The organism is Campylobacter sp. CFSAN122748 (genome assembly GCF_045277125.1).
GTDB lineage: Bacteria > Campylobacterota > Campylobacteria > Campylobacterales > Campylobacteraceae > Campylobacter_D > Campylobacter_D jejuni.
This window is the reverse complement of the sequence record NZ_CP116953.1, coordinates 620,568-646,079: the sequence shown is the minus strand read 5'-3', so window position 1 is coordinate 646,079 and position 25,512 is coordinate 620,568. Positions and strand designations below refer to the sequence as shown.

The following is a 25,512-nucleotide window of genomic DNA, read 5'->3' as shown; positions in this document are numbered from 1 at the left end:
TTGTATTAAACTTATAATTTATTTAATACAAGGTTTTTAAACCAATTGCTAAAAAAGTTTTTTTTGAAAAACTCAATTTACAACTAAAAATTATTTAAAATATCCAAGATCAATCATTTTTTGATAAATTTTAGCTACAGTTGCCCCTGAAGTAATATTTCTCCCACCATGCTCCAAAAGAACGATAACTACATATTTTGGCTTAGAATAAGGAGCATAAGAAGTAAGCCACGCATGAGATCTAGTATAATACTCAAATTGTTTTTCATCGACCCTATTTTTATCTGTTTGTGAAAATCCCACAACCTGAGCGGTTCCTGTTTTTGCTGCAACTTTCACATCAAGATTATGCAAATAACGATAAGAGGTTCCTCCTTGCTCATTGGCAACGGCATACATTGCATCTCTTATATAAGGCAATTGACTCTTTTCAAATAAAGTAAAAATTTCTTTTTTATTTTCATCCATTTGATTTTCTATAGTTGTATTATTATTTTCTATGCTTTTTAAAAAATGAGGTATAACCTCTCCACCTTTTGCGATTTGAGCCGTATATCTAGCAATTTGCATAGGTGTTGCAAGAAAATTACCTTGACCTATGGCTGTATTTAAAGTATCACCTTGAAACCAAGATTGTCTATATCTTTGCATCTTCCATTCTTTGCTTGGTAAAGTTCCTACAAATTCACTAGGTAAATCTACCCCTGTTTTCGCTCCAAAGCCAATGCGAGATAAAGTTTCACTTATTTGATCGATTCCAACTTGCAAACTGCCATTATAAAAATAAACATCACAACTATATTTTATCGCATGTTTTAAATCCACAGGTCCATGGCCTGATCGATTCCAACATCTAAAAAACCTGCCTCCAAGCTCAATGCTTCCATTGCAAACATATTGAGTCGACGGGCTAATATTTTTAGAATTTAAAAAAGAAAGCCCTACTCCCATTTTTACAACAGAACCTGGAGGATAATATCCATTTATAAGTTTATTTGTAAAAGGATGATCAAGACTATTTGAAAGCTCATCCCAATCCTTAAAAGAAATCCCTGTTACAAAAGGATTAAGATCATATTCAGGGAAACTCCCTGCAGCTAAAATAGATCCATCATTTACATTCATAATTATAGCAGCTCCAGCATTCCCTTCAAACAATGAAGTTAAATAAGACTGAAGCTCTATATCTATCGTAAGTTCTATATCATTAGACATAGCAGGAGTGTAAGAAAGCTGTTCTACTTCTTGATTTAAGGCATTAACCTTATAAACCCTAGTTCCTTTTTCTCCTTGTAAAATATCATTATAATAGCGTTCTATACCGCTTTTTCCCGTATAGTTAGAAAGTTTTGCTATTTCATTTTCTTGAACATCTTGCAAATTTGCCTTACCTACATACCCAATAATATGCGAAGCCAATTTTCCAAAAGGATATTTTCTTTTTACAACAGGATCTATTTTTATTGTTTTATTAAGATTTAACTCTGAATAATGCGGAATAATCTCATCGTAGGGTATAAAATCTACAACTTTAATAAAATCTTGATTATAGTAAGAATCATTTCTCTTATAAATTTCTGCTAATTTACTAGCATTTAAATCGGGAAATAAATTTGTAAGTTCAGATAATTCTTTATCTAAAATTCCTTTATTTGACTTTTTAATACTTAAATAAGGTTTAATAGAAATACTAAAACCCAAATCATTAATAGCCAATAAAGTTCCATTTCTATCTGTAATTTGACCCCTAACAGGTGGTAAAAATTCAGTTTTTATGGCATTTTGTTTAGCAAGCTCTTCATAATATACATTTGATTTTATACTCAAATAATACACACGACTTAATAAAAATATAAAAAACAATAGTATAAATCCAACAACTAAACGCATTCTCATTTAAATTTTACCTTTAAAAAACACATAAGCTAAACAACATTCTATAAAAACTGAAACAATATACGCCCATCCTAAAATTTTAATTTTTTCATCTCCAATATAAGACAATATCATATCCAAAAACAAAATAATGCCGTAAGCACAAAGCACAAAAACAACAGGGATAAATTTACCAATTTTTAAATTTGTCTTAATCCAATCTGCACAAAGATAATAAAAAATAAAAAATGCCAACCAAGATGAAAAAATAAAAAAATTATAAGTTATATCAGTAAAAAATAAAAAAAATAAAGAAAAATACCATCTAAAATCAAGCTTTGAAAAAGTTCTCTCTCTCTCTTCTAATAAGCAAAACATATAACAGAAAAAAATCCCATAAAGTAACGGGGTATATACAAAAGTCGAACCAAGAATCTGATAAATTAGAAAAAAAAATCCTAAAAAGACATAAGCTCCATTAAATTTTGCTTTATAAGCACTTAAATTTCTTCTCATTTATCAAGACCTAAAGTTTGATTGATAATAATATCTTCTAAAGAATCAAGGCCAAATTTATTCAAATTTGAAACTAAAATAGAGTCTTTAAATTCATTTTTTAACTTAGCTTTTTCACTTTGATTTAATTTATCGCATTTGGTAAAAACTTTTAAAATTTTTTGATCAGGTCGTAAAAATCTTTTCAAATAGTCATTTAAATTTACATCGATCTCTAAATGAGTATGTCTTGAGTCGATTAAATGTATAAATAACTTTATCGAGGTTCTTAATTTTAAAAATTCATCTAAGTTTTGATTCCATATTTCTTTTAAATTTTTAGAAACCTTTGCATAACCAAACCCTGGCAAATCGATAAAATTGATATTAAATTTTTCTTCATTTCTTTTGCAAATTACTTCGAAAAAATTTATAAGCTGAGTTTTTCCAGGAGTTGCCGAACTTTTGGCTAAATTTTTTTGTTTACACAAAGAATTGATTAAAGAACTTTTTCCGACATTAGAACGCCCTAAAAATGCTACTTCACTAAAATTTGAGCTCAAATTCTCATCAAATTTCACTAAAGAAGTGATAAATTTAGCACTAATTATCATTTGTCTTTAAGGTCAAATACAAAACGAGCAGGTTTTTGATCCTTACTCTCCACTCGATAAATATTAGCTTTTCTATCGACTATTATTTTATCACCAAAAAGTTTTTGATTGCTTCCAAGCTCATTTATATAAGCATGACCATTAATCTCGTAAGTATCTTTAATAACATTATAAATAAATTTATCTCCACTACCTTTATAAGTTTTACCTTTTAAAACAATCTTAAACCTAGCATTTTGCATTGCTTCATAACGAATAGGTTTGCGATTTTTATCCGTATAAATAATCAATTTTTCAGAATTTAAAATATCATCACCTCTAATTACTTCTACATTTCCACTAAGAATACTTTCACCCTTATTTTCATCTGAGTAAAAATTTAAAGCTTTTACTTCAATTTGAGTTGCCCAAGTTACACTTACACAAGCTAACAATAAAATTATTTGTCTTGCAACCACGCATTTACTCCTTGGATATTTAAAATTTTGTTTTTTACATCATAGTTTAAAGTATTTCCGTTAATAATACTTCCATTAATTAGAGCTTTAAAATCAGTATTTATATATAGAACTTTATTCTTAGGTTCGTATTCTACCTCTTGGGAAATAATTTTGACATTATTAGCACCTATATAAGTAACATTTCCTTCAAATAAAACCTTGCTCATATCTTTATTAAAAAATTCTAAACGATTTGCACTAAGATTAAAATCTAAATTTAAAGTAATAAAATCATTAAATTCATCTCTATCTGCATATCTCACCCAAGAATTTGCCTTATAATATGCCTTAATTGTACTAGTATTACTCTCATAAGCTTTCAAATTTTTAGCCTCAATATTTTTAAAATTTAAAGCATTAGTTTGCAAATTCAAAGAATATGGATCTTGCAAACTTAAAATCGTAAAAGTAATTGTAAAAAGAGCAATTAAAATTCCAAAAATTTTTATAGCCAAAGCTTATTCCATTCTTCTTCTAGATGATTTTTTTCTACTAAAATTTCTATCATCTGTGCTACAGCAGCCTTACCACCTTTTTTGCTAAGCACTATGTCTACATTTAAATCTTTATGACCATCTTTTGGCTTAAAACTAAGTCCTACACTTTCAAGCAAAGCCTTATCGTTAAAATAATCCCCAATAGCCGCACACTGAGAAAAATCTAAATTAAGTTTTTGTAAAATTTCTTTTGCACAAGCTAACTTATCCTTGATGCCTTGATATAAAATTTCTATTTTTAAATCTTTAGCTCTTTTTTCAACACAAGGACAATTTCTACCTGTAATAATAGCAATTTTTTTACCAAGCTTTAGCCAAGCCTCGATAGCTGCTCCATCTTTTACATCAAATTCTTTAATAAATTCTCCATTAGAAGTATAAATAATTTTTCCATCAGTTAAACAGCCATCTACATCCAAAAAAATCAATTCTGTCATAATTTCTACTCTCTTACAACAAATGCACCTGTAAATGCACCACTTGCAGCAAAATCCCTTGCTTCATCTTCACTTCTAAAGCCTGTTAAGAAAACGCGATTTAACCCATCCACTGAACTTGTGCGTATAGTAGAGCTATAAGTTCTATAAGTTTTATATCTTGCTGCTATCGTTTGTGCTCCAGCTGGGTTTTTAAAGGCTCCAATTTGAACCATGAAATTTCCACCTTCATAAATTTGTCCATTATTTGCAATCTCTCCACTATTTCCATAGTTTACATTAGAATGTACAATATTATTACCCGAATTACTTGATCCAAACCCTATAACCTCAAGCCTTACTGGAGCTGTTCCTGAAGCAATCATATCAATTTGACTAGCAGCTCCTTTTGATAAATCTATAATACGATTATTTACAAAAGGACCTCTATCATTCACACGAACGGTAACTTGACGATTGTTATTTAGATTGGTTACTTTTAAGATGGTATTCATAGGTAAAGTTTTATGAGCCGCGGTTAAAGCATTTTGATTATAGGTTTCGCCATTAGAGGTTTTCTTGCCGTGAAAGCCTGGCCCATACCAACTCGCAATACCATCAGCAGTTTCGCCTACTGCTACGACAGTAGGATAATAAGTTTTACCGTTGATAGTATAAGGCTTCATCGTTCCTTTAGCCCCTGAAGAACTAGGACTGCTTTTAAAATCATTTGAAGGATAATACACTTGAGCATTATCCAAGCTAGAAAAAAAACTAGTGCCTAAACAACCACTAAAAAATAAAGCCCCTAGACTAACGGCTGACAACTTTAGTGTAATTGTTTTTATTTGCATTTTTATTCTCCTTGATTGGTATAATTAATTTTTGATTAATACTAAGATGATTTTTTGCTATTTTATTGAATTCTCGAATTTCATCAACACTTATATTATAATTTTTTGCTATTTTATATAAAGAGTCACCAGACTTAACGGTATAAGTTCTTGTCATAGGTATAGTTGTATCAACCTTTGCAAGTTTTTCTGCTTTAAAATTTTTATCAAAAAATGCTACTTTATTAAGTGGTATATACATATAATACCCTTTACCAGGAGGCGTAAAATTATGTTTAAATTGTGGATTATATTTCTTAAAAGTTGCAAGATCCATATTTAAATTTTTAGCTATTTCTTTTAAAGATGCAGAAGAAGGCACATCAACTTTTGCAAATTCATTGCTTAAAGCATAATTCATTAAAGACGCATCTTTATCTAGCAAAAAATCCCTATCATTAGCTAAAAAAGCAAGCGTTAAAATCTTTCTTATAAAATTTCTAGTTTCTAAAGAAAGATATTTCTTATCAGGGTTCAATAAAACACTTAAATCATCACTTCCTGCTTGCTTGATAGCTTGTCTTAGCTTGCCATTTCCGCAATTATAAGCTAAAAGTGCTAAATACCATTTGCCAAATTCTTCTTTTAACTCTTTTAAATAATTTGTAGCGGCATAAGTTGACTTGACCGGATCACGCCTTTCATCAACATAAGCATCGATTCTTAAACCCAAATTTCTAGCTGTTGGTTGCATAAATTGCCAAACCCCTACAGCCTTGGCATTAGAAACACTATGAGTTTTCAAGCCTGATTCAACCATAGCTAGATACAAAATCTCATCAGGAACTTCCTGCTGGGCTAAAATTTTTCTTATCATAGGAGTAACTTTTGAAAAATTTTGCATACTATCTATTAAAGTTTGAGCATGTTTTGATTTTATATCTTGTTGAGTTTGCACAAAAATCAAATCACTAATAAAACTTGGATTAATATCTAAATTTCTTAAAACATTCATTTGTCTTTCATAAAATTCAGGAGTATTAATTTGTGCAAAAAGAAAATTAAAACATATTAAAAAACACAATAATTTTTTTTTCATTAATAACCTTTAAAAAATAATTTTTCAGAATTGTTAAAACAAATTTCTAGAAGCTCTTTTCTTGATAAATTCAATACTTCACACATTTTGTTTGCTACAAATTGAGTTAACAAAGGTTCATTTCTTTTACCGCGATAAGGCTCTGGAGTAAGATATGGAGCATCAGTTTCAAGTAGTAGTCTATCTTTTGGAATTTTAGGTAAAATTTCAACTAATTTCTTAGCATTTTTAAAAGTTAAAACTCCCCCAATACCAAAATAAAATCCATCTTCAAAAAGAGTTAGCAAATGTTCGCTTGCATTAAAGCAGTGTAAAACTCCTCCTACAAGATCCTTAGAATACCCATGTAAAATCTCATAGGTATCATGATTTGCTTCTCTTGAGTGAATGATAACAGGTTTTTTAAATTCAATAGCAAGTTCAAGCTGTGCGATAAAAATCTTTTTTTGATTTTCTTTTTCTTTTTGAATTTCTTCAGCAAGATCACTTTTAAAACGAAAATAATCAAGCCCACATTCACCTACAGCTACACACTTTTCATCGCATAAATACTGCCTTAAAATTTTCTCATCATAATTATCAATTTCATAAGGATGCACCCCTGCTGCAAAAAAAATATTTTTATATTTATGAGCAATTGTAGCTGCATAGGGCAAATCTTTTATATCAGCACCAGGTATGATGATTTTCTCTATACCATTTTTAAAAGCACGATTTAAAGTTTCATCTAAATCATCTTTAAATGCTTCACTGTCTAGATGGCAATGTGTATCAACAATCCTTAAACCATCTTGAAAATCAAGATTTAAGAACATACTTCAACTCTATCCTTGCCATTATCTTTTGCTTGAGACAATATTTTACTTGCTTTATCAACCAAAGAATCAATCTTATCTCCACTTTTTCCAAAAACCACGCCTATAGAAGCTGTAAAAAAGACTTCATCTAAATTAACCAAAACACCAGCCTTTTTTATATTTACTCGTATACGAGAAAAGATTTTAATCGCTCTTTCTTGAGATATATTTTTAAGTAAAATACAAATTTTTTCTGCACTATATCTACCTACAAGATCTCTTCCTTTAGTTTCATTAACTATTTCATTGGCGCAGATTTTAATTACTTCATCACCAACTTCACGGCCGTATTCATCGTTAATCATTTGAAGATTATCTATATCTAAGAAAGCAAAAGCAAATTCCTCGTCTTTTGTTGCTATTTCGTTAAAATAATCATCTATTCCATCGATTAAAGCATTATAATTTTTAACCCCAGATACAGGATCTAAAACATTATAAGTGCTTAAAAATTTTTTATCATCCATGTAAGATAAACAACGATCTAAGCGACAATTAAAACTTTCTTTGCTTAAAGGCTTAAACAAATACTCATTAACTCCATTTTTAAAAGAATTCGCTTCAAATGAATCATTATGATCCCCCAAAAGAATCACACCTAATTCATCATCACTAAAACGTTCTCTTACTTGAGTCAAAAGCTCAAAACCGCTAATTACTGGCATATTGACATCTGCTATAATAAGCTTAACATCATTATTATCATTTAAATAACTCATTGCTTCTTCGCCATGAGCCGCAGCTAAAACATTAAATTGTCTTTGAGTAAGTATTTTTTTAATTTCATTACGTTCAGGTAGCTTGCTCATAGCTACAATCACTTTAGTTTTTGCATATTGATTAAGTTTTACAATAGAACTAATAATCTCATCAATGCAAGTTTCACTTTCTTTAAAAATATAATCTAATATATCTTTATCCATAAATTTTTCTTTAGTAGCCTTATCACCACTAGCCGTAAGAACAATAGCAGGAATTTTCTTTTCTATAACATAATCCACAACTTCACCATTTGGGGCATCTGGCAAGCATAAATCCACAAAAGCTAAAAAATAATCATTATTCATTAACTCCTTAGCTTCAGCAAAACCAAAAGCAATATCTACCTCATAATCTAAAGTCATTTGAATTTTTTTAGCCAAAAGTTTGCCGAGCATTTTATTGTCATCAATAATTAAAATTTTCTTATTCATAGTGTGTAAAATACCTTTATATCTAAAATTTTTTATTATATTTGTTTCAAAAGAAAGGAAATTTTTATAGTTATATATTTTAACATAGCAAAATAAAAAATCCGCTTAATTCTTAAATAAGGTCTTAGCAAATTCGATCGCTTCATCACTAACAAGCTCTCCACTTACCATCCTAGCAAGTTCTTTAATTCTTTCTTCTTGATCAAGCTTTTTTACCTTACTTTCTTCACCATTTTTTTCAACTAAAAAATGATTATGTGCCTTAGAGGAAAGTTGAGGCAAATGAGAAATAGCAAAAATTTGATAAAACTTAGAAAGTTCCTCTAAAACCTTAGCTATACTCATAGCCTCTTTTCCGCTTAAATTTGCATCAATTTCATCTAAAAATAATATCCCTTTGCCTGTATTTAAAATATTACATTCTGTGGCTATAAAAGCAAGTCTTAAGCGATTTAATTCACCCGAACTTAAATTTTTTAAATGAGCTAAATTAATATCTAGCATTATCTCATCTTTGCCTAAAATTGAAATTTTTTCATTTTCTTTAAGCGTCAAACTTGCATCTTTCATATAAAGATCTTTAAGATAATTATTTAAACATTTTTCTAATTTTTTAAGGTTTTTCTTTCTTGTTTGAGTTAAAATTTGTGCTTTTTCTTCTAATTTTTGTTTTAATTCTTGAAATTTTTTTTCAAGTTCTTTTTTTTCAAAACTTAAATTTTCATAATGCTCTAGCTCATATTTTTTTTGTTTTAAAACTTCTAAAGCATTTTCTATGCTTTCATAACGCTTGATAAGATAGGATAAATTTTCAATGCGATCTAAAAGCGCCTCCACATCAAAATCCAAATCTTCCATTTTTTGATTTTCGCAAATCACACGCAATTCATTTAAACATTCACTAAAAAAACTCGCATCAACTTCGCTTAAATTTAAAGCTTCAATAACAACTTTTTCAAGCTCAAAAATACGCTCTGCCTTACTCCAAGCTTCTTCTAATTTATCTTTTTTAGAAAGCTTTTTTTTAAGTATTAAAAGCTCTTCATACTCACCTATTTTAGGATTAATGCTTGAAATTTTTTCAATTTGTGCTCTAGCTAGTTCTTTTAATTCTTCTACTTTTTTTTCTTCTTCTAAAATTGCATTAAGCTCATTAGAAATTTGACTATAAGCATTAAAATCTTTTTTAAAATCTTCTAAAAAGGAAACAAAATTTGTATTTTCTTGCATCTCCAAGGCATCTAAGAGATTTAAAAATTTTTCATTTCCAAATTCGTTATTTTCCTTTGCGCTTAAATACTTAATAAAAGTTTTACTTAAATTTTGCAAACTTTTTTTCGCTATGCTTTGATTGTTAATAAAATATTTTGTGTTTTTTTCTTTTAAGAGCTTAAAAACATTCTCCTCTTCACTTTCTATACCAAAACTTTCTAAATCCAACTTATCATCTACTTCTATTTCGACAATTTTAGCCTCACTTTCACTCAAAGAAAATGCGGATAAAATTCCTTTAAACAAGACCGATTTTCCAGCTCCACTTAGGCCTGTAAAAACGGTAAGCCCTTTAGAAATTTCAAGCTCAGCCTTTTTAAAACCAAGATTTTCTTTCATAAAAATTCTATTTATCATCAATTTCCCCAGTGTAATTTTTCTTTTAAAATTTGAAAATAATCCCTATTTTTTGGATGAATTAAAGCCACATTTTTATCACTTAAACCCACTTTTATACTTTTAAAATCATTCATTTTATAATTTTCTTGCCCATCAATGCAAAGCATGCAATCCTTTGCCATAATCTCTATTTCAAAACCTTTTGGCAAGACAATAGGGCGTTGTGTTAAAGAATGAGAACAAACAGGAGTTAAGATAAAAGCTTGAGCTAAAGTATAAACTATGGGTCCATTTGCACTTAAATTATAAGCTGTTGAACCCGCAGGAGTTGCAACAATAAGCCCATCTCCAAAATATTCATTAAATTTCTTTTCTTTTCTAAAAACTTCTATATGAGCCATAGAAGCTTGATTGTTTTTACTGATAACCACATCATTAAAAGCCAATTTTTCTAAAATTTTTCCTTGCCTATCTTCTAAAAAAATACTTAACAAATAAGGCTTTTCTATTCTAAATTCTCCTTGAAAAAAAGCTTGAAAAAAATTTTCAGCTTCATCAACTTTAAAATCTGTTAAAAAACCTAAATGTCCAGCATGAATTCCTAAAACTGCTTTATCATATTCACAAGCTTTACGGCATAAAGAAATCAAAGTTCCATCTCCACCTAAAGAAATAACAAAATCGGATATTTTAAACAAATCATCCAATCCATACTTTGGCAAATCTAAAATTTCAGAACTTTCTTTAAGCAATATAAGTTCAACTTTATATATAGATAAAATCGATTGAAGTTTTAAAATTTCCTTATCTAAACTCACATTGGGTCGCGTAACAAGTCCAATTTTTTTAATATTTTTATAATCTATTTTATTTTGCATAAAAAATTATATCAAATCTTAGCAAAGCAAAAGAATAAAAATACTATAATTTTGCTCATTATCTTAAAAAATCTTTTTCAAGGAATAAATTTGCGAAGTCATTATAATACAGACTTGGGAATTTCCCATGTTGGTCAAAGCGTTAAACTTTGCGGTTGGGTAAATAGCTACCGCGATCATGGTGGAGTTATTTTTATAGATTTAAGAGATAGAAGCGGTATTATCCAACTTGTTTGCGATCCAAATGATAGTAAAGAAGCTCATGAAATCGCTTCCAATGCAAGAAATGAATTTGTACTTATTACAGAAGGTACTATTCGTCCGCGTGGCGAAGGACTTGTAAATCCTAAGTTAAAAACAGGAGAAATCGAAGTAGTTGTTTCTAAACTTACCATAGAAAATGAAAGTGCCGTACCTCCTTTTGCTATCGCTGATGAAAGTGTAAATGAAGAATTACGCTTAAAATATCGCTTTTTAGATTTAAGAAATCCTAAACTTTATGAAAATTTTGCCTTGCGTTCTAAAGCTTGTATAGCAGCTAGAAATTCTTTGGCAAATATGGGATTTTTAGAAGTTGAAACCCCTATTCTTACCAAAGCTACTCCCGAAGGCGCAAGAGATTATCTCGTGCCTTCTCGTGTGCATCAGGGTGAATTTTATGCTCTTCCACAAAGCCCTCAGCTTTTCAAACAACTTTTAATGTGTAGCGGTTTTGATCGTTATTTTCAAATTGCAAAATGTTTTAGAGATGAAGATTTAAGAGCTGATCGCCAACCTGAATTCACACAAATTGATGTTGAAATGAGCTTTTGCGAACAAAAAGATGTGATCAAGGTAGCTGAAACTTTTTTAAAAGATATTTTCAAAGCTTGCGGCAAAGAAATTCAAACCCCTTTTAGACAAATGCAATACAAAGACGCTATGGAAAATTATGGCTCTGATAAGCCGGATTTAAGATTTGATCTTAAATTTATTGATGTGATTGATATTTTCACTAAGTCAAATAATGAAATTTTTGCAAATATTGCCAAAGATACAAAGAAAAATCGCATCAAAGCCATACGCGTTCCAAAAGGCGATACTATTTTTTCAAAAAGACAAATGCAAAGATTTGAAGAATTTGTGCGTAAATTTGGCGCCCAAGGCTTAGCTTTCATACAAGTTAAAAAAGATGGGCTTAAAGGTCCACTTTGTAAATTCTTTAGCGAAGAAGATTTAAATGAGCTAAGCAAACGCTGTGAGCTTGAAGTAGGAGATGTGGTATTTTTCGGTGCAGGAGCTAAAAAAACCGTGCTTGATTATATGGGAAGATTTAGAATTTTCTTAGCCAACGAGTTAAAACTTATAGATCCAAATGCCTTGGAATTCTTATGGGTTGTTGATTTTCCTATGTTTGAGCAAAATGATGACGGAAGTTATTCTGCGATGCACCATCCTTTTACCATGCCAAAAAATATTGATGAGACTGATTTAGAAGAAATTTCATCTATTGCTTATGATGTAGTGTTAAATGGCGTTGAGCTAGGTGGAGGTAGTATAAGAATCCATAAAAATGATATTCAACAAAAAGTATTTAAACTTTTAAATATCGATGAAGAACAACAAAAAGAAAAATTTGGCTTCTTGCTTGATGCTTTAAGTTTTGGTGCTCCACCACATGGAGGTATCGCTATAGGACTTGATAGACTCATCATGCTAGTTACAGGAGCAAACAACATAAGAGAGGTTATAGCCTTTCCAAAAACCCAAAGAGCGCAATGCTTAATGACAGATGCACCATCGCCTGCTAGCAATGAAGCAATGAGAGAATTAGGAATCAAATTAAGGGAGAATATAAAATGAAAGAATTGTTTTTAATCATAGGTGCACCAGGTAGTGGAAAAACTACCGATGCTAGTTTAATCGCACAAGCAGATGCGACAAATATTACACACTATTCAACAGGAGATCTTTTAAGAGCTGAAGTAGCAAGTGGGAGCGAGCTTGGAAAAACTATAGATAGTTTTATCTCCAAAGGCAATCTTGTTCCTTTAGATGTTGTTATAAATACTATAGTTTGTGCTCTAAAAGCTGCTCCAACTAAAACTATCATCATCGATGGCTATCCAAGAAGCGTAGAGCAAATGATGGAATTTGATAAGGTTTTAAGTGAGCAAAATGAAATTTGTCTTAAAGGCGTCATAGAAGTAAGAGTAAGCGAAGAAGTTGCCAAAGAAAGAGTTTTAGGCAGAAATCGCGGCGCAGATGATAATGAAGAAGTGTTTTACAATAGAATGAAAGTTTATACAGAACCTTTAAATGAAATTTTAGATTTTTATCAAAAGAAAAAACTTCATTTTATTATCGATGGAGAGCGCGCTATCGAACCTATCGTTGCAGACATGAAAGAACTGATTAAAAAAATTCAAAGTATATAAGGAGAAAAAATGAATTTAAACAAAATCAAAATCGGAGATATTCCAAATAAAATCAATGCCGTAATTGAAATTCCATATGGCTCAAATATAAAATACGAAATCGATAAAGATAGCGGTGCTATCATGGTAGATCGCGTTATGGCTAGCGCGATGTTTTACCCAGCAAACTATGGTTTTATTGCTAATACTTTGGCTGATGATGGTGATCCTGTAGATATTTTAGTGCTTAATGAATATCCTATCCAAGCTGGAGCTGTGATTCCTTGTCGCTTAATCGGTGTTTTAATCATGGAAGATGAAAGTGGAATGGACGAAAAACTTCTTGCAGTTCCAAATTCAAAAATAGATGCGAGATATGATAATATAAAAACTTACACAGATTTACCACAAGCAACTTTAAATAAAATCAAAAATTTCTTTGAAACTTATAAAATTTTAGAACCAAATAAATGGGTTAAAGTGCAAGATTTCAAAGATGAAAAAGCTGCAATTGAAATTTTAGAAAAAGCAATCAAAAACTACAAATAATCCTAGCCCTTCAAAGGGCTAAACTCAAGGAAAACTCGCAATGAAAAATATCGTTTTAGGTGGTGGTTGTTTTTGGTGCGTTGAAGCCGTATTTGAACGCCTAAAAGGTGTAATCGATACTGAAGTTGGATATAGCGGAGGAAATCCAAATCCTAGCTATGAAAGCGTGTGTAATGGTGATGGCAACATAGAAGTTGTCAAAATAAATTACGATGAAAAACAAATCTCTCTTCTTGAAATCTTAACACTCTTTTTTAAAATTCATGATCCAACAAGTATAGATAAACAAGGTGGAGATATTGGTATACAATATCGCTCAATAATCTTTTACGAAAATGAAGAAGATAAAATTTTAGCTCAAAATTTCATCGAAGAACAGCAAAAAATATTTAGCAAAAAAATAGTTACTAAAATTTCAAGATTGCAAACTTATTACAAAGCTGAAAACTATCATCAACATTATTTTATAAATAATCCCAATCAAGGATATTGTCAAGCTATAATAGCTCCAAAACTGCAAAAAATACAATCAGACTAATTTCATCTTTTTAAGGTTAAAAAAATTTCAACTTTATTCACAGCCTTTTCACGCTGTGATTTTCTTTTCAAAGTACTTAAAAATAGAACTTTAAGCTTTAAAATAAAGAAAAAATTATTTATTGTTTTTTAAGTTTTTTTATGAATTTGTATTTAAATGTGAATAATTTTATTAATTAACATAATTTCCTAAGCTTAGCTATAAAAAATCCATCATAGTCTAAGCTTGGTAAAATCCGTCTGCATTTTGAAATTTCAGCAAATTCTTCACTTTGCCCTGCTTTAGCCTCAACATTTTCCAAATCAATATCTAAAAGCTCTAATTTAAACTCACTTTTTAAAGCATTCTCTATCACTTCTTCATTTTCTTCCTTGGTAAAGGTGCAAGTACTATATACAAGCTCTCCGCCTATTTTTAATGCCTTTAAAGCAGAATGTAGAAGTTTTTTTTGAGTTTTTGCAATATTTTTGATTTCTTTATAACTTTTTTCCAAATCAAAACCTATTTTAGCAAAAGTTGAACAAGGTGCATCAAGTAAGATTTTATCAAATTTTAAAGGGCATAAATTGCCTATATTTTTACCATCTTTCATAAAAACTTTAGCATTCACGCCGTAATTTTTAAGATTTTTTTGCAAAATAAAAAATCTATCCCTACTCATCTCATTGCAAGCTAAATAACCTGTATTTTGCATAAAATTTGCAAGATTGATACTTTTGCCACCCGGAGCTGCACACATATCAAGAACCCTTTGCCCTGCTTTGACCTCTAAATTTAAAGCACACAAATAAGAAGAATAATTTTGTATATAAAAGTGCGCCTCATTAAAAGCTTTCATAGAACTTAAGATAGCCTTATCTTTGGCATCAAACAAATAACAATAAGCATTGATCTTTTTAAATTTTAAATTTTGTTTTAAAAATTCTTTTTCTAATTCTTCAATGCTAGTTTTTAAAGTATTTGCAAATACACAAACATTTTTTTCTTGAGCAAAAGAAGATAAAATATTTTGCATTTCATCTTTGGTATAAAGTTTTTCTATTCTAGAGAGCAAAATAATCCTTTATCATGATAAAAGCGGATAAAGAGTCTAATTTACCATCTTTTTTGCGTGTATTGGCTACGCCGTATCCTAAAGCTTCTTTGCTTGTTCCGCTTTCATCTACAAAGCAAATTTCTTTATCAAATTCAAGCAAAGAAACAAAATGCTTAATGCGTCTTGTCATTTCTTCTTCACTTGATCCACCCTTAGGAATGCCTACAATGAGTAAAGAAATTTCATGTATTTTAAGTAAATTTTTGATTTCATTAGCGGCTTGATTGCGATTTTTTCTTAAAACTGCATCTAAAGGCAAAGCGATCTTTTTATCTATGCAAAGCGCTACACCTATGCGTTTTAAACCTACATCTAAAGCCAAAGCTCTCATGCTAAAACCCTTATAAAAAGCCCTTCTATGGAAATTTTTCCCTCAAGTTCATATTCATAAACTTTTTGTCCATAAATTTTTAAAGCCTCATCAACACTCACACCTTTTTTACAAAACTCTAAAAACTCATCTTGATTTATATCTATACTTGCAAACTCACTTACAAATTCTTTAAAATCACAAATTAACTTTGCTTTATTTTCCTTTAAAAGAAAATTAGCTCCTGTGCTTTCTTCTAGTCTTTGTGGTAAAACATATAAAGGTTTATTGAGTTCTAAAGCAAGTTTTGCACTTTGCATGGAACCACTTTTTATATCTGCTTGTGCAACCACAACGGCCTTACTTAAAGCAATAACCAAACGATTTCTTAGTAAAAAATCATAATTTTTTGGCAAATAATCATCTTCGTATTCACTTAAAGCTAAAGCATTTTCATAAATTTGTTTAATGATTTTTTCATTAGTTCTTGGATAAATTTGATCTAAACCATTGGCAAAAATACCTATAGTATTTGGCATAGCTGCCATACTTGCGGTGATATCCACACCCAAAGCACCGCCACTTACCACACAAAGATGAGCATTTTTAAGCATACTCGCTAAAGAAAAAACACAATTTTTCGTATAAACACTCATACGCCTTGAACCTATAATAGCGATTTTATCTTGTTTTAATAAAGATAAATTTCCTTTATAGTGTAATTTTTTAGGAGGCTTTTTTAAATCTTTAAAAAGTTCTAAAAATTCATCAGGCAAAATTTCACTTGCCATAAATTTCACTCAAATACACAAGATCAACGCCTTTTAACAAATCCTTACTTTGCTCTAAAGCTTTAAAAGTATTTTTCCTAGGATGTCCTATGGCTATAACAAAACCTTTTTTTTGTGCAAGTTTTACCGCACTTTCAAGTTGTTTTTTAACATAATTAATATCATCTTCATTATCCAAAAACACATCTCTTTGTATATAAGGCATACTGAGTTCTTTAGCGATTTTATTTGCCTTAGAATTTCCTATAGTTTTAGAATCTACAAAAAATATATTTTGATTTTTTAAAGCCTCGTAAAGCTTTCTCATAGCTTCTTCATTGCTTGTAAATAAACTTCCTGTGTGATTATTGATATATCTTAAATCCTTAAAATCTTTTTTAATTTGCTTGATTTTTTTAAAAATTCTTTCTTTGCTATCATTTGGATTTAAAGTATCAAGCTCAGGTTTATTGTAATTAATCGCTGCTAAAGGTAAATGCACCATATAAAAATCAAATTTTAAAGCAAGTTTTGGCGTTTCGCTATGGTTTTTATCTGGCGGAAAAAAAGAAGGATTTAACTTTAAATTTAAAGCTTTTAAACCTCTAACCTGACTTGCATTTGCCATATCATCGATAATAATAGCAAGTTTTGGTTTTTTAGAAATTTTATTTAAATGAATATCTTCATTAAAAGTTAAATTTTGATCTTGGGTTAAATTTGTATCTTTTAGAATAAAATTTTGTTCTAAACTTAAATTCTGCTCCACACTACTTAAATTTTGCTCATTTAAACTTGTATTTAAATCATCAATTTCTTGAATTTTTTGCTCTAAAATACTTACAGATTTATTATTATCAAACTCATTCTCTTGAAAAATACCAATTTCATAATGATCTTTATTTAATGAAATTAAATCTTCTTGTTTATCAATAAAATAATCCGGCTTAACAGAAGAAACATCTTGGGAATTTTGATATTTTACTAAAATTCCCAAAGCTAAAGCTATGCAAAGTAAAAAAAGTATAGCTATGATTAAATAACGCTGAATTTGAACTAATTTTTTCTTTGACAATGTTTAGTTCTTATCTTTATCTACTAATTTTTTAGCACTGATCCAAGGCATCATAGCACGCAAATTGCGTCCTGTTTTTTCTATCAAAGAATCATTCATATTTTTGCGTTCTGCATGCATTCTAGCAAAACCTGCACGGCGTTCTAAGATAAAATCTTTTGCAAAAACACCATTTTGTATATCTTTTAAAACACCTTTCATCGCTTTTTTAGTCTCTTCAGTGATAATCTTTGGCCCTGTGATGTAATCGCCGTATTCTGCAGTATTTGAAATAGAATAACGCATATCTGCAATACCACCTTGATAAATCAAATCCACAATGAGTTTCATTTCATGCAAACACTCAAAATAAGCCATTTCAGGTTCATAACCTGCTTCAACCAAAGTTTCAAAACCTGCTTGAATCAAAGCACTAAGTCCACCACAAAGCACAGCTTGCTCACCAAAAAGATCTGTTTCTGTTTCGGCTTTAAAGGTTGTTTCTATAATACCTGTACGTCCACCCCCGATCGCACTTGCATAACTTAAGGCTAAATTTTTAGCATTTTTGCTTTCATCTTGATGGATAGCTATTAAACAAGGAGTGCCACCACCTAGAGTAAATTCATTTCTTACTGTATGACCTGGTGCTTTAGGTGCTATCATGATAACATCTACACCTTTTGGAACAACAATTTGACCATAATGGATATTAAAACCGTGTGCAAAAGCTATAGCCTTGCCTTCACTTAAATTTGGTTTTATTTCGACATTAAAAATATCTGCTTGAATTTCATCAGGAGCTAAAATCATAATCACATCCGCTATCTTAGAAGCCTCACTCACACTCACCACTTCAAAACCAGCATTTTTTGCTTTAACAGCACTTACACTACCTTCACGAAGTCCGATAGTTACATTTACGCCATTATCTCTTAAATTCATCGCATGAGCGTGCCCTTGAGAGCCAAAGCCTATAATTGCTACTTTTTTTGATTTGATTAAATTTAAATCACAATCTTTATCATAATATACTGTAATAGCCATATTCACTCCTTAAAAATTCAAAAATTAAAGGTATTATTATAGCAATTAAAGTATAAATTTCATATTTTTTTTATAAACTTTATGTAAGAATTTTACAAAAAATCATAAAGTATCAAAAGTGAAAGAATTTTTAAACAGTCTTAGTTATGGCATTAGCTCTCACGAAGTAAACAATGAATTTAAACAAATTTTAAGAGAACTTTTAACCAATCATATCATCAAAGAACACAAAAACAAATACTATCTTAACAATGGTTTTGCCTTTGGAGTACTTGATATTTCGAGTAAAGGCACAGGTTTTTTACAATGCTTTGATGAAAGTTTCAAAAAAGATCTTTTGATAGAAAACAAAAACCTAAAAGGCGCAAACTATAAAGATATAGTCGCAGTAAAACTTCTACCTTTAAAGAAAAAACGCCCCAGTGCAAAGGTGATTTTGGTTCTAAAAAGAGCCAATGAAACCTCTTTAGTGATCACCAAAAGGTATGGCGAAGCCGTGCTTGGAATGAATATCAAAACAGGATTAAGCACCACCTTAAAAGCTTCTCAAAAATCCTTAAAAGCACTACCTTTAGGGACAATTTTAAAAATAGAAAATGAAAATAACAATATCATAGAAGTTTTAGGGCATATCCATGATGAAAGCGTAGATGAAAAAATCTCCCTAGCTCTTTTTAATAAAAATAACGAATTTAGCGACGCTTGTATCAAAGAAGCTCTAGCAAACGGTGATAGTGTTGATGCGAGTATGTATAAAAATCGCATGGATTTAAGAGCCTTGCCTTTTTGCACCATAGATCCTATACATGCAAAAGATTTTGATGATGCGATTTATTTTGACACCCAAAAACGAGAAATTTATGTAGCTATTGCTGATGTTAGCGAATATGTTTATGCTTATAGTGCTATAGATAAAGAAGCAAGAAATCGTGGATTTTCTATTTATTTTCCACATATTGCTATACCTATGTTACCGCATCCTTTAAGTGAAAATATCTGTTCTTTAAAACCTCATTTAGATCGCTTAGCGTATTGTTTTAAAATCACACTCGATCATGAAAATAAAGTCATAAAAGAAGAACTTTTTGAAGGTATTATCAATTCAAAACGCCGTTTTAATTATGATGAAGTTGATAAAATTTTGATACAAAAACCTGATTTAAAAGAGCTTTCATGGCTTTATGAGCTTTTTGAAATCACAAAAAATTTACGCAAAATGCGTCTTAAAAATGCCTTTGAATTTCGCACCGAAGAATTAAGAATGAATTTAGATGAAAATTTAAGTCTAAAAAGTACAGTTTTTGAAAAAGACACGCCTTCGCATAATTTGATCGAAGATTGTATGCTTTTAACCAATAAAGCCGCAGCAAAACTCATAGATATAGGTGTTTTTAGAAATCACTTAAGTGCTGATGTAAGAAAAATCGATAAGCTTTTAAATGAATTACGCGAACTAGGCATCGATGTAAATTTTAAGCCCAATCTTCCTGAGCTCATACGCGACATACAAGCTTTAGCCGATGAATTAAATTTAAGAGCAGAAGTAGATAAACTCATCATCAAAGCACAAAAAAAAGCGGAATATTCTAGCGTCAATGCGGGACATTTTGGCTTAGGTTTTGATAAATACTCACATTTTACAAGCCCTATAAGAAGGTATTCTGATCTTATTTTGCACAGACTTTTAAAAGCCAAGCAAAAAAACGATGAAAAACTTTTTAATTATCTACTTTTAAACATAGAAAGCACTTGTGAGAATCTTAGCACACTTGAAAGAGAGGCGGATAAGGTTGCTTTTGATTTTATGGATAGAAAATTTGCTAGATGGGCAGCTAAAAATATAGGCAAAAAATTTAAAGCTTTAGTTGTCCAAAATGATGGAGTTTGCATAGCCAAACTAGATGATGAAATCAAAGGAGCGGATATAATCCTTTATGATACGCGTGTAAATTTGCTAGAAAATGTTGAAGTACAAATCATGGAAGCGGATATAGTTATGGCAAAAATTTATGCTAAAATCACCCAAAGACTTATAAAGGAAGAAAATGTATAGAAAAGAGCTTCAAATCTTACTTTCTAAAGATTCAATACCTAATTTTTTCTTTCTTTATGGAGCAGATAATTTTCAAAGCGAACTTTATGCTGAATTTATAAAAGAAAAATATAAGCCCGATGAAACTTTGAAACTTTTTTTTGAAGAATACAACTTCACTCGTGCGAGTGATTTTTTAAGCGCAGGATCGCTTTTTAGTGAAAAAAAATTACTCGAAATTAAAACTTCTAAAAAAATTCCAACAAAAGATCTTAAAGTTTTAGTCGAACTTTGTAAAAACAATACGGACAATTTCTTTCTTTTAGAGCTTTATGATGAAAGTTCTAAACAAAGCGATATAGAAAAAATTTTCTCTCCTCATTTTGTAAGATTTTTTAAAGCTAACGGAGCTAAAGAAGGCGTGGAGCTTTTAAGCATAAAAGCAAAACAACTAGGGGTTGAAATCACTCAAAATGCTTTATTTACTCTTTTTACAAGTTTTGATGAAAACTTATATCTTGCTGCGAGTGAGCTTAATAAATTTAGTGGTTTAAGAGTAGATGAAAAAACCATAGAACAATACTGCTATAGTTTGAATACAGGAAGTTTTGAAAGCTTTTTTGATAAAATTTTAAAGAAACAAGACTTTAAAAGCGAACTTGAAAAAATTTTAGATAATTTTAATGAAATTGCTTTAATCAACTCTTTGTATAATTCTTTTTATCGTTTGTTTAAAATCGCACTTTATGCTAAAGTCAATGGTAAAATTGATTTTAAAGAGCTTTTAGGCTATACTCCACCTCCTCAAGTGGGACAAAATTTAAGCTCTCAAGCCTTTAGTTTAAAAATCGAACAATATAAAGAAATTTTCACTCTTTTGCTTAAATGCGAATACGAGCTTAAAACCAATTCTAAGCTCGTAAAAAAAGAATTTTTAATTTCAAATTTGCTTAAACTTGCAAGGATTTTAAAAAGTTAATTTTTACTCTTCAATCCTCTTCACTTCTTTTAATCGTATTAAAATAATTTAAAATGATTGTATTGTTAATCTTAACTGAGTTTTTAAAATACTTTAAAAGAATGATTGCAATCTAAAAAGAGTTTAATAACCTTAAAAACATCCATCCTAATAATTTTAAAATTATCAGGATGAAATTTTTAACAAGTAGGAGAGTAAACTAATTAAACTAAGTATTATCTTTTATAAGATTACCAAAGATAATTAAACTGAGCAAATCCTGTATGGGTATTGCCATCTTTATCAAACATTCCATTATAGTTTAAACTAAAATAGAAAGCTTCATTAACAGGAACGATAAAAGAAGTGCTTACAAATTTTTGTACTCTTGGTAAATCAAACTCATCACTTACTTTTATATTACCAAATCTAGCCTCAGCTTCTACTTTAGGATTGATATTAAACTTAGCTCCAAGTTCTACTGAAGTTTTTAAATTAGGCAACCAATCTCTAAACCAAGTAAGACTTGTTTTAGTAGAGAAAAGATTTAAATAGTTTGCATAGGTTCTTTCTCCACCTTTAACTGTTGCTTGTCCTATGGTGTCTTTCATAGAAAAAGCTTCAGTATAACCTCCTTCATAAGCAAGACCTATTTCAGGAGAGAATATATCTTTATTAGAAATAAAATTCATACCTAAGGCTGTATTGACTCCATAAGCATAAGAATTAGGTTCAGCTTTAGCTTCATTATTTCCTATTTTTTCAGTTAAATCATTTTTAATCAAAGCAGCTTTACCTTGAGCTTTGATATAAACTTCTTGACCTTTTTCTGTAGTAAATAAGGTATTAAAGTATTTTAAACCTGCATAATAGGTTCTATTATTAATATCAAAATAAGTTGAACCCATTTTTGTATCTTCATAACCTGCATACACACCATATATTCCACTGTCTTTTAAAGTAGAATAACCTATAATGGTTCCTTTAGTGTGTCCTTTACTTTCTTCATTTAAAGAAAGTTCAACATTCTGTGAAGAAGTATAAGGAAGGATGAATAAAGAATGTTCTTTATTAGAACCATAGCTTCCATTATTTAAATCACTCTTTATATAATCACTTGCATCTGCATATAAATTACCCTTTTCAGACATAGCGATGCTTTGAGATTTACTTGAAGAAGCTAAAGCAAAGCTTTGCATAGAATTACCCATAACATTATCTATAAAGGTTGATCTTCTTGAAGTAGTAGAGATTAAAGATCTAAAGGTTGCACCTGATATGGAAGCATTAAGATTAAAATCTGTAGTAAGCTTTCCTGTTATTGGATCATAGCTTAAAGATATTTCTCCACTTCCATTGGTTCCTATATTGCCAATATTGTTTTGATTAACACCTGAGATGATGTTGTTTATATCGTTTAGCTCTTCAAGATCAACATTGCTTTGATCTACGGTGATGTTTTCTACTTTTACATTAAAAGCTCTACTTCCACCTATAACCACAGTGTTTAATTTACCTGTGTTTTTATCTGTAGAAACAAGCCAATCTTTGATTCCAACACTACCACTACCATTGTTAGTTACTGTATTACCATTTTCATCTTTACCTACTGAGCCTTGATTGGAGATTTCAACTTGTGCTGATCCTGAAACAGTGATGCCGTTATTTATGGTTGAGCCTTGTGAATTGGAAATACTAGTGCTTCCACTTCCTGAAGAACTAATACCGCCACTAATAGTTCCACCATTACTATTGCTAATCACCATATCAGCACTACCTGTACTTTCAATCTTACCACCGATATTACCTGAATTAGAAATTTCAAGCTTATTATCACTATTGTTAGTAATAGAACCACTTATACCTGTAGATGATGTAGAAGTGTTAGTGATAGAATCAAGTTTACTATCTTTATCTACAGTAATTGAACCAGAAATAGCTCCATTACCCTCATTGGTAATGGAATCAATACTACTACCACCACTTACTTGAACACTTCCTGAGATACTTCCATTATCTTGATTAACAAGACCACCTTCTACCTTAGCTCCATCTTCTATCTTGATATCACTACCTATAGAAGCATTACCTATATTGATTATATTTCCTTGAAGTTTAGTGTTTTTCCCACTAACAGTAATACCACCTGTTATACTTCCTGAGCGAGAGTTAGCTATGGCTCGATTCGAAGTAGCCGTAACAGTTGCTCCATCTTTTATGGTTATAGAGCCTTCTATTTTTCCACTTCGATTCAATATACCAGCACCACTTCCACCTTCTACCCTAGAACCTTCGCCAGATAAAATCATTTCTCCACTTAAAGAGGCACCATTATCCAATCTTATACCATGGATCTTACCTTTTATAATGCCGCCATTTTTAAGTTCTATTTTTTGAGTTCGTGAGCCAGCATCTAATGAAATTCCACGTTGATCACTATAAATTCCACTTACTCTGCCATTATTTGAACTTCCATCTATATATAAATCTCCTAGAGTTTGCCATTGACCCACTCCTATTCCCACGTATTTGCCATAAACTGTACCTCCATTTTTTATGGTAAGTGTTCCAAATTTACCATGAGTTACAGATATTCCAAAACCAGCAGAATTGACAGTTCCTGTGTTGATGATATTTTCTATGGTACCACCATTTTCGAGTTTTATACCAGCACCCCAACCTACCGAACTGTCTGTATGATTAATGGTACCTTTATTTATAAGAGTTTTAACACGACCTCCGCTCATGTAAATACCAGCACTTTTACCATCCATAATGCCTTCATTGGTCAATGTTTCTATAGTTCCACTTAATGATCTTATAGATGTAGCATGTCCTTTTATGGTTCCCTTATTTATTAATGTTTTTACATTAGCATTTATCTGTATTCCATCGTTCGTTGCAGCAATTAAACCGTTATTGACGAAGGTATTTATTGTTGAACGAACATTTACACCTATTCTCTTGCCTTCAATAGTTCCGGTATTGTTAAAATTCTCTATACTTGTTCCTTGAGATATATTTACTCCTGCACCTTGTTTACTCTTAATAGTCCCACTATTAACAAAACTTGATATATTGGCGTTACCAAAATAAATACTTTCACCAGCATTAGAGTGAATAGTTCCACTATTACTAAAATTATTGATTATAGATTTAGGGTTATCTTTACCCCCCCCCCCAAACTGTTACTCCAAATTTAGAAGAACCATTGCCTATGATGCCTTGATTATTAAAGGTTTCTATGGTAACACCGTTATTGTTATTTGCTCCTAGTTGAACACTAGCAGTATTGTTTCCACCTATAAGAGTTCCTTGATTTAAAAAGGTAGAAGTTGAAGAATCTTGAGTGAAATTGACCGCTTGTTGCTCACCATTAGAAATAGTAATAGTTCCACCACTTTCTATAACTAGAGTATTGCCGGTGCTACTTATAGTTTTAGTTGAAGTTTGTAAATTATTTATAGTCTCATTATTCGAACTTTTAAAACGAAAACCTGACCTAGCTTTAGCATGTCTATTTGTCTCTTCGTAAGTTTCTATTTCAGGAGTAAGTGTAGCATGAGTACAACTTGCCGAAAAAGAAATAGTAGCTAAAGATAAAACTATCTTTTTAGAATTTAAACAGAAATTTTGTATATCTTTTGTGTATGTTTTAGTTAATGCAGTTTTATTCATAAATATTCCCTTTCCTTTTATATTTATATTTTCTTGTTTATATTTAAAAATAATATAAAACTATAATAAGAAAATAGTGAAGACTATATAATAATTATACTTAAATTATTATTAAAATTTTGGTTTAAATTTTTAGTTTAAATTAAAATATCTTAAATAAGAATAAATTTGTATGAAATATTATCAATATTTTTATAATATTTTTAAATTTTATTT

24 protein-coding genes and 1 pseudogene are annotated in these 25,512 nt (G+C 30.3%); 6 read left to right on the top strand and 19 right to left on the bottom strand.

What is annotated here, in order from left to right; translation table 11 throughout:
- Positions 1-90: 90 nt before the first annotated feature.
- The 12 genes from mrdA to OT390_RS03370 form a co-directional block, all read right to left on the bottom strand.
- The gene (gene mrdA, locus OT390_RS03425; RefSeq protein ID WP_394535923.1) at positions 91-1,896 is read right to left on the bottom strand and encodes a penicillin-binding protein 2; all 1,806 of its coding nucleotides are present in this window, start codon (positions 1,894-1,896) and stop codon (positions 91-93) included.
- A complete protein-coding gene (locus OT390_RS03420; protein ID WP_002852364.1) occupies positions 1,897-2,391 on the bottom strand; it encodes a membrane protein in 495 nt (164 codons plus the stop codon). It lies immediately after the preceding gene.
- Complete coding sequence (gene yihA, locus OT390_RS03415; protein WP_002867727.1) at positions 2,388-2,984, bottom strand: ribosome biogenesis GTP-binding protein YihA/YsxC; 597 nt, start codon at positions 2,982-2,984, stop codon at positions 2,388-2,390. The genes OT390_RS03420 and yihA overlap by 4 nt, the downstream gene beginning before the upstream one ends.
- Complete coding sequence (locus OT390_RS03410) at positions 2,981-3,442, bottom strand: LptA/OstA family protein (protein WP_002859586.1); 462 nt, start codon at positions 3,440-3,442, stop codon at positions 2,981-2,983. The genes yihA and OT390_RS03410 overlap by 4 nt, the downstream gene beginning before the upstream one ends.
- On the bottom strand, positions 3,424-3,939 hold the full coding sequence (locus OT390_RS03405; protein ID WP_032586467.1) for a hypothetical protein: 516 nt from the start codon (positions 3,937-3,939) through the stop codon (positions 3,424-3,426). Before OT390_RS03405 ends, OT390_RS03410 begins: the two co-directional genes overlap by 19 nt.
- Complete coding sequence (locus OT390_RS03400) at positions 3,930-4,418, bottom strand: HAD-IIIA family hydrolase (RefSeq protein WP_002866504.1); 489 nt, start codon at positions 4,416-4,418, stop codon at positions 3,930-3,932. The genes OT390_RS03405 and OT390_RS03400 overlap by 10 nt, the downstream gene beginning before the upstream one ends.
- A 5-nt stretch (positions 4,419-4,423) precedes the next feature.
- On the bottom strand, positions 4,424-5,251 hold the full coding sequence (locus OT390_RS03395; protein WP_406611514.1) for a septal ring lytic transglycosylase RlpA family protein: 828 nt from the start codon (positions 5,249-5,251) through the stop codon (positions 4,424-4,426).
- On the bottom strand, positions 5,211-6,329 hold the full coding sequence (locus OT390_RS03390) for a lytic transglycosylase domain-containing protein (protein WP_032586468.1): 1,119 nt from the start codon (positions 6,327-6,329) through the stop codon (positions 5,211-5,213). Before OT390_RS03390 ends, OT390_RS03395 begins: the two co-directional genes overlap by 41 nt.
- A complete protein-coding gene (locus OT390_RS03385; protein WP_002852210.1) occupies positions 6,329-7,144 on the bottom strand; it encodes a TatD family hydrolase in 816 nt (271 codons plus the stop codon). The genes OT390_RS03390 and OT390_RS03385 overlap by 1 nt, the downstream gene beginning before the upstream one ends.
- On the bottom strand, positions 7,135-8,379 hold the full coding sequence (gene cbrR / locus OT390_RS03380) for a bile resistance response regulator CbrR (RefSeq protein WP_032584147.1): 1,245 nt from the start codon (positions 8,377-8,379) through the stop codon (positions 7,135-7,137). Before cbrR ends, OT390_RS03385 begins: the two co-directional genes overlap by 10 nt.
- A gap of 105 nt (positions 8,380-8,484) precedes the next feature.
- Positions 8,485-10,008: a DNA repair protein RecN gene (locus tag OT390_RS03375; protein WP_002875507.1), complete on the bottom strand. Its 1,524-nt coding sequence runs from the start codon at positions 10,006-10,008 to the stop codon at positions 8,485-8,487.
- On the bottom strand, positions 10,008-10,868 hold the full coding sequence (locus OT390_RS03370; RefSeq protein ID WP_002859582.1) for an NAD(+) kinase: 861 nt from the start codon (positions 10,866-10,868) through the stop codon (positions 10,008-10,010). The genes OT390_RS03375 and OT390_RS03370 overlap by 1 nt, the downstream gene beginning before the upstream one ends.
- A gap of 90 nt (positions 10,869-10,958) precedes the next feature.
- On the opposite strand from OT390_RS03370, the gene aspS reads away from it, so the two are divergent.
- From aspS to msrA, 4 genes are read left to right on the top strand one after another with little or no spacing between them, the layout of a single operon-like run.
- Entirely contained in the window at positions 10,959-12,710 is a 1,752-nt protein-coding gene (gene aspS / locus OT390_RS03365) for an aspartate--tRNA ligase (protein WP_002890710.1), read from the top strand.
- The gene (locus tag OT390_RS03360; protein ID WP_002859580.1) at positions 12,707-13,285 is read left to right on the top strand and encodes an adenylate kinase; all 579 of its coding nucleotides are present in this window, start codon (positions 12,707-12,709) and stop codon (positions 13,283-13,285) included. Before aspS ends, OT390_RS03360 begins: the two co-directional genes overlap by 4 nt.
- Positions 13,286-13,294: 9 nt before the next feature.
- The gene (gene ppa, locus OT390_RS03355) at positions 13,295-13,813 is read left to right on the top strand and encodes an inorganic diphosphatase (RefSeq protein WP_002867724.1); all 519 of its coding nucleotides are present in this window, start codon (positions 13,295-13,297) and stop codon (positions 13,811-13,813) included.
- A gap of 40 nt (positions 13,814-13,853) precedes the next feature.
- Complete coding sequence (gene msrA / locus OT390_RS03350; RefSeq protein ID WP_002898554.1) at positions 13,854-14,351, top strand: peptide-methionine (S)-S-oxide reductase MsrA; 498 nt, start codon at positions 13,854-13,856, stop codon at positions 14,349-14,351.
- A 175-nt stretch (positions 14,352-14,526) separates the two neighbouring features.
- Here msrA and OT390_RS03345 read toward each other — a convergent pair whose 3' ends face one another.
- From OT390_RS03345 to ilvC, 5 genes are read right to left on the bottom strand one after another with little or no spacing between them, the layout of a single operon-like run.
- Positions 14,527-15,366: an RsmB/NOP family class I SAM-dependent RNA methyltransferase gene (locus OT390_RS03345; protein ID WP_394535937.1), complete on the bottom strand. Its 840-nt coding sequence runs from the start codon at positions 15,364-15,366 to the stop codon at positions 14,527-14,529.
- 28 nt (positions 15,367-15,394) lie between these two features.
- Entirely contained in the window at positions 15,395-15,778 is a 384-nt protein-coding gene (ruvX, locus tag OT390_RS03340) for a Holliday junction resolvase RuvX (protein ID WP_002852281.1), read from the bottom strand.
- A complete protein-coding gene (locus tag OT390_RS03335) occupies positions 15,775-16,548 on the bottom strand; it encodes a DNA-processing protein DprA (protein ID WP_394535924.1) in 774 nt (257 codons plus the stop codon). The genes ruvX and OT390_RS03335 overlap by 4 nt, the downstream gene beginning before the upstream one ends.
- Positions 16,538-17,602, bottom strand: a complete 1,065-nt coding sequence (locus OT390_RS03330; protein WP_394535925.1) for a divergent polysaccharide deacetylase family protein — start codon at positions 17,600-17,602, stop codon at positions 16,538-16,540. Before OT390_RS03330 ends, OT390_RS03335 begins: the two co-directional genes overlap by 11 nt.
- 3 nt (positions 17,603-17,605) lie before the next feature.
- Positions 17,606-18,628, bottom strand: coding sequence for a ketol-acid reductoisomerase (ilvC, locus tag OT390_RS03325; protein ID WP_002858483.1), 1,023 nt, complete (start codon positions 18,626-18,628; stop codon positions 17,606-17,608).
- Positions 18,629-18,746: 118 nt separating this feature from the next.
- Here ilvC and OT390_RS03320 point away from each other — a divergent pair, with 118 nt between their 5' ends.
- Positions 18,747-20,681 carry a ribonuclease R family protein gene (locus OT390_RS03320; protein WP_052774572.1) on the top strand — a complete coding sequence of 645 codons (1,935 nt, stop codon included), beginning with the start codon at positions 18,747-18,749 and terminating at the stop codon, positions 20,679-20,681.
- On the top strand, positions 20,674-21,639 hold the full coding sequence (gene holA, locus OT390_RS03315; RefSeq protein WP_052791002.1) for a DNA polymerase III subunit delta: 966 nt from the start codon (positions 20,674-20,676) through the stop codon (positions 21,637-21,639). Before OT390_RS03320 ends, holA begins: the two co-directional genes overlap by 8 nt.
- Before the next feature lie 230 nt (positions 21,640-21,869).
- Here the strand turns inward: holA and OT390_RS03310 are convergent.
- Together OT390_RS03310 and OT390_RS03305 are read right to left on the bottom strand one after the other, a co-directional pair.
- Positions 21,870-24,296: pseudogene (locus OT390_RS03310) on the bottom strand (hypothetical protein); the annotation flags it as partial.
- Between the two features lie 490 nt (positions 24,297-24,786).
- A complete protein-coding gene (locus OT390_RS03305; RefSeq protein WP_406611513.1) occupies positions 24,787-25,296 on the bottom strand; it encodes an autotransporter in 510 nt (169 codons plus the stop codon).
- Between the last annotated feature and the right edge of the window lie 216 nt (positions 25,297-25,512).

Coding starts and splice junctions, on each gene's coding strand:
- OT390_RS03395 (WP_406611514.1), bottom strand. CDS start 5,251: ATGCAAATAAAAACAATTACACTAAAGTTGTCAGCCGTTAGTCTAGGG.
- OT390_RS03305 (WP_406611513.1), bottom strand. CDS start 25,296: ATGAATAAAACTGCATTAACTAAAACATACACAAAAGATATACAAAAT.
- cbrR (WP_032584147.1), bottom strand. CDS start 8,379: ATGAATAAGAAAATTTTAATTATTGATGACAATAAAATGCTCGGCAAA.
- OT390_RS03400 (WP_002866504.1), bottom strand. CDS start 4,418: ATGACAGAATTGATTTTTTTGGATGTAGATGGCTGTTTAACTGATGGA.
- OT390_RS03360 (WP_002859580.1), top strand. CDS start 12,707: ATGAAAGAATTGTTTTTAATCATAGGTGCACCAGGTAGTGGAAAAACT.
- mrdA (WP_394535923.1), bottom strand. CDS start 1,896: ATGAGAATGCGTTTAGTTGTTGGATTTATACTATTGTTTTTTATATTT.
- OT390_RS03335 (WP_394535924.1), bottom strand. CDS start 16,548: ATGGCAAGTGAAATTTTGCCTGATGAATTTTTAGAACTTTTTAAAGAT.
- OT390_RS03375 (WP_002875507.1), bottom strand. CDS start 10,008: ATGATAAATAGAATTTTTATGAAAGAAAATCTTGGTTTTAAAAAGGCT.
- holA (WP_052791002.1), top strand. CDS start 20,674: ATGTATAGAAAAGAGCTTCAAATCTTACTTTCTAAAGATTCAATACCT.
- ppa (WP_002867724.1), top strand. CDS start 13,295: ATGAATTTAAACAAAATCAAAATCGGAGATATTCCAAATAAAATCAAT.
- OT390_RS03345 (WP_394535937.1), bottom strand. CDS start 15,366: ATGCAAAATATTTTATCTTCTTTTGCTCAAGAAAAAAATGTTTGTGTA.
- ilvC (WP_002858483.1), bottom strand. CDS start 18,628: ATGGCTATTACAGTATATTATGATAAAGATTGTGATTTAAATTTAATC.
- ruvX (WP_002852281.1), bottom strand. CDS start 15,778: ATGAGAGCTTTGGCTTTAGATGTAGGTTTAAAACGCATAGGTGTAGCG.
- yihA (WP_002867727.1), bottom strand. CDS start 2,984: ATGATAATTAGTGCTAAATTTATCACTTCTTTAGTGAAATTTGATGAG.
- OT390_RS03370 (WP_002859582.1), bottom strand. CDS start 10,868: ATGCAAAATAAAATAGATTATAAAAATATTAAAAAAATTGGACTTGTT.
- msrA (WP_002898554.1), top strand. CDS start 13,854: ATGAAAAATATCGTTTTAGGTGGTGGTTGTTTTTGGTGCGTTGAAGCC.
- OT390_RS03390 (WP_032586468.1), bottom strand. CDS start 6,329: ATGAAAAAAAAATTATTGTGTTTTTTAATATGTTTTAATTTTCTTTTT.
- OT390_RS03420 (WP_002852364.1), bottom strand. CDS start 2,391: ATGAGAAGAAATTTAAGTGCTTATAAAGCAAAATTTAATGGAGCTTAT.
- OT390_RS03385 (WP_002852210.1), bottom strand. CDS start 7,144: ATGTTCTTAAATCTTGATTTTCAAGATGGTTTAAGGATTGTTGATACA.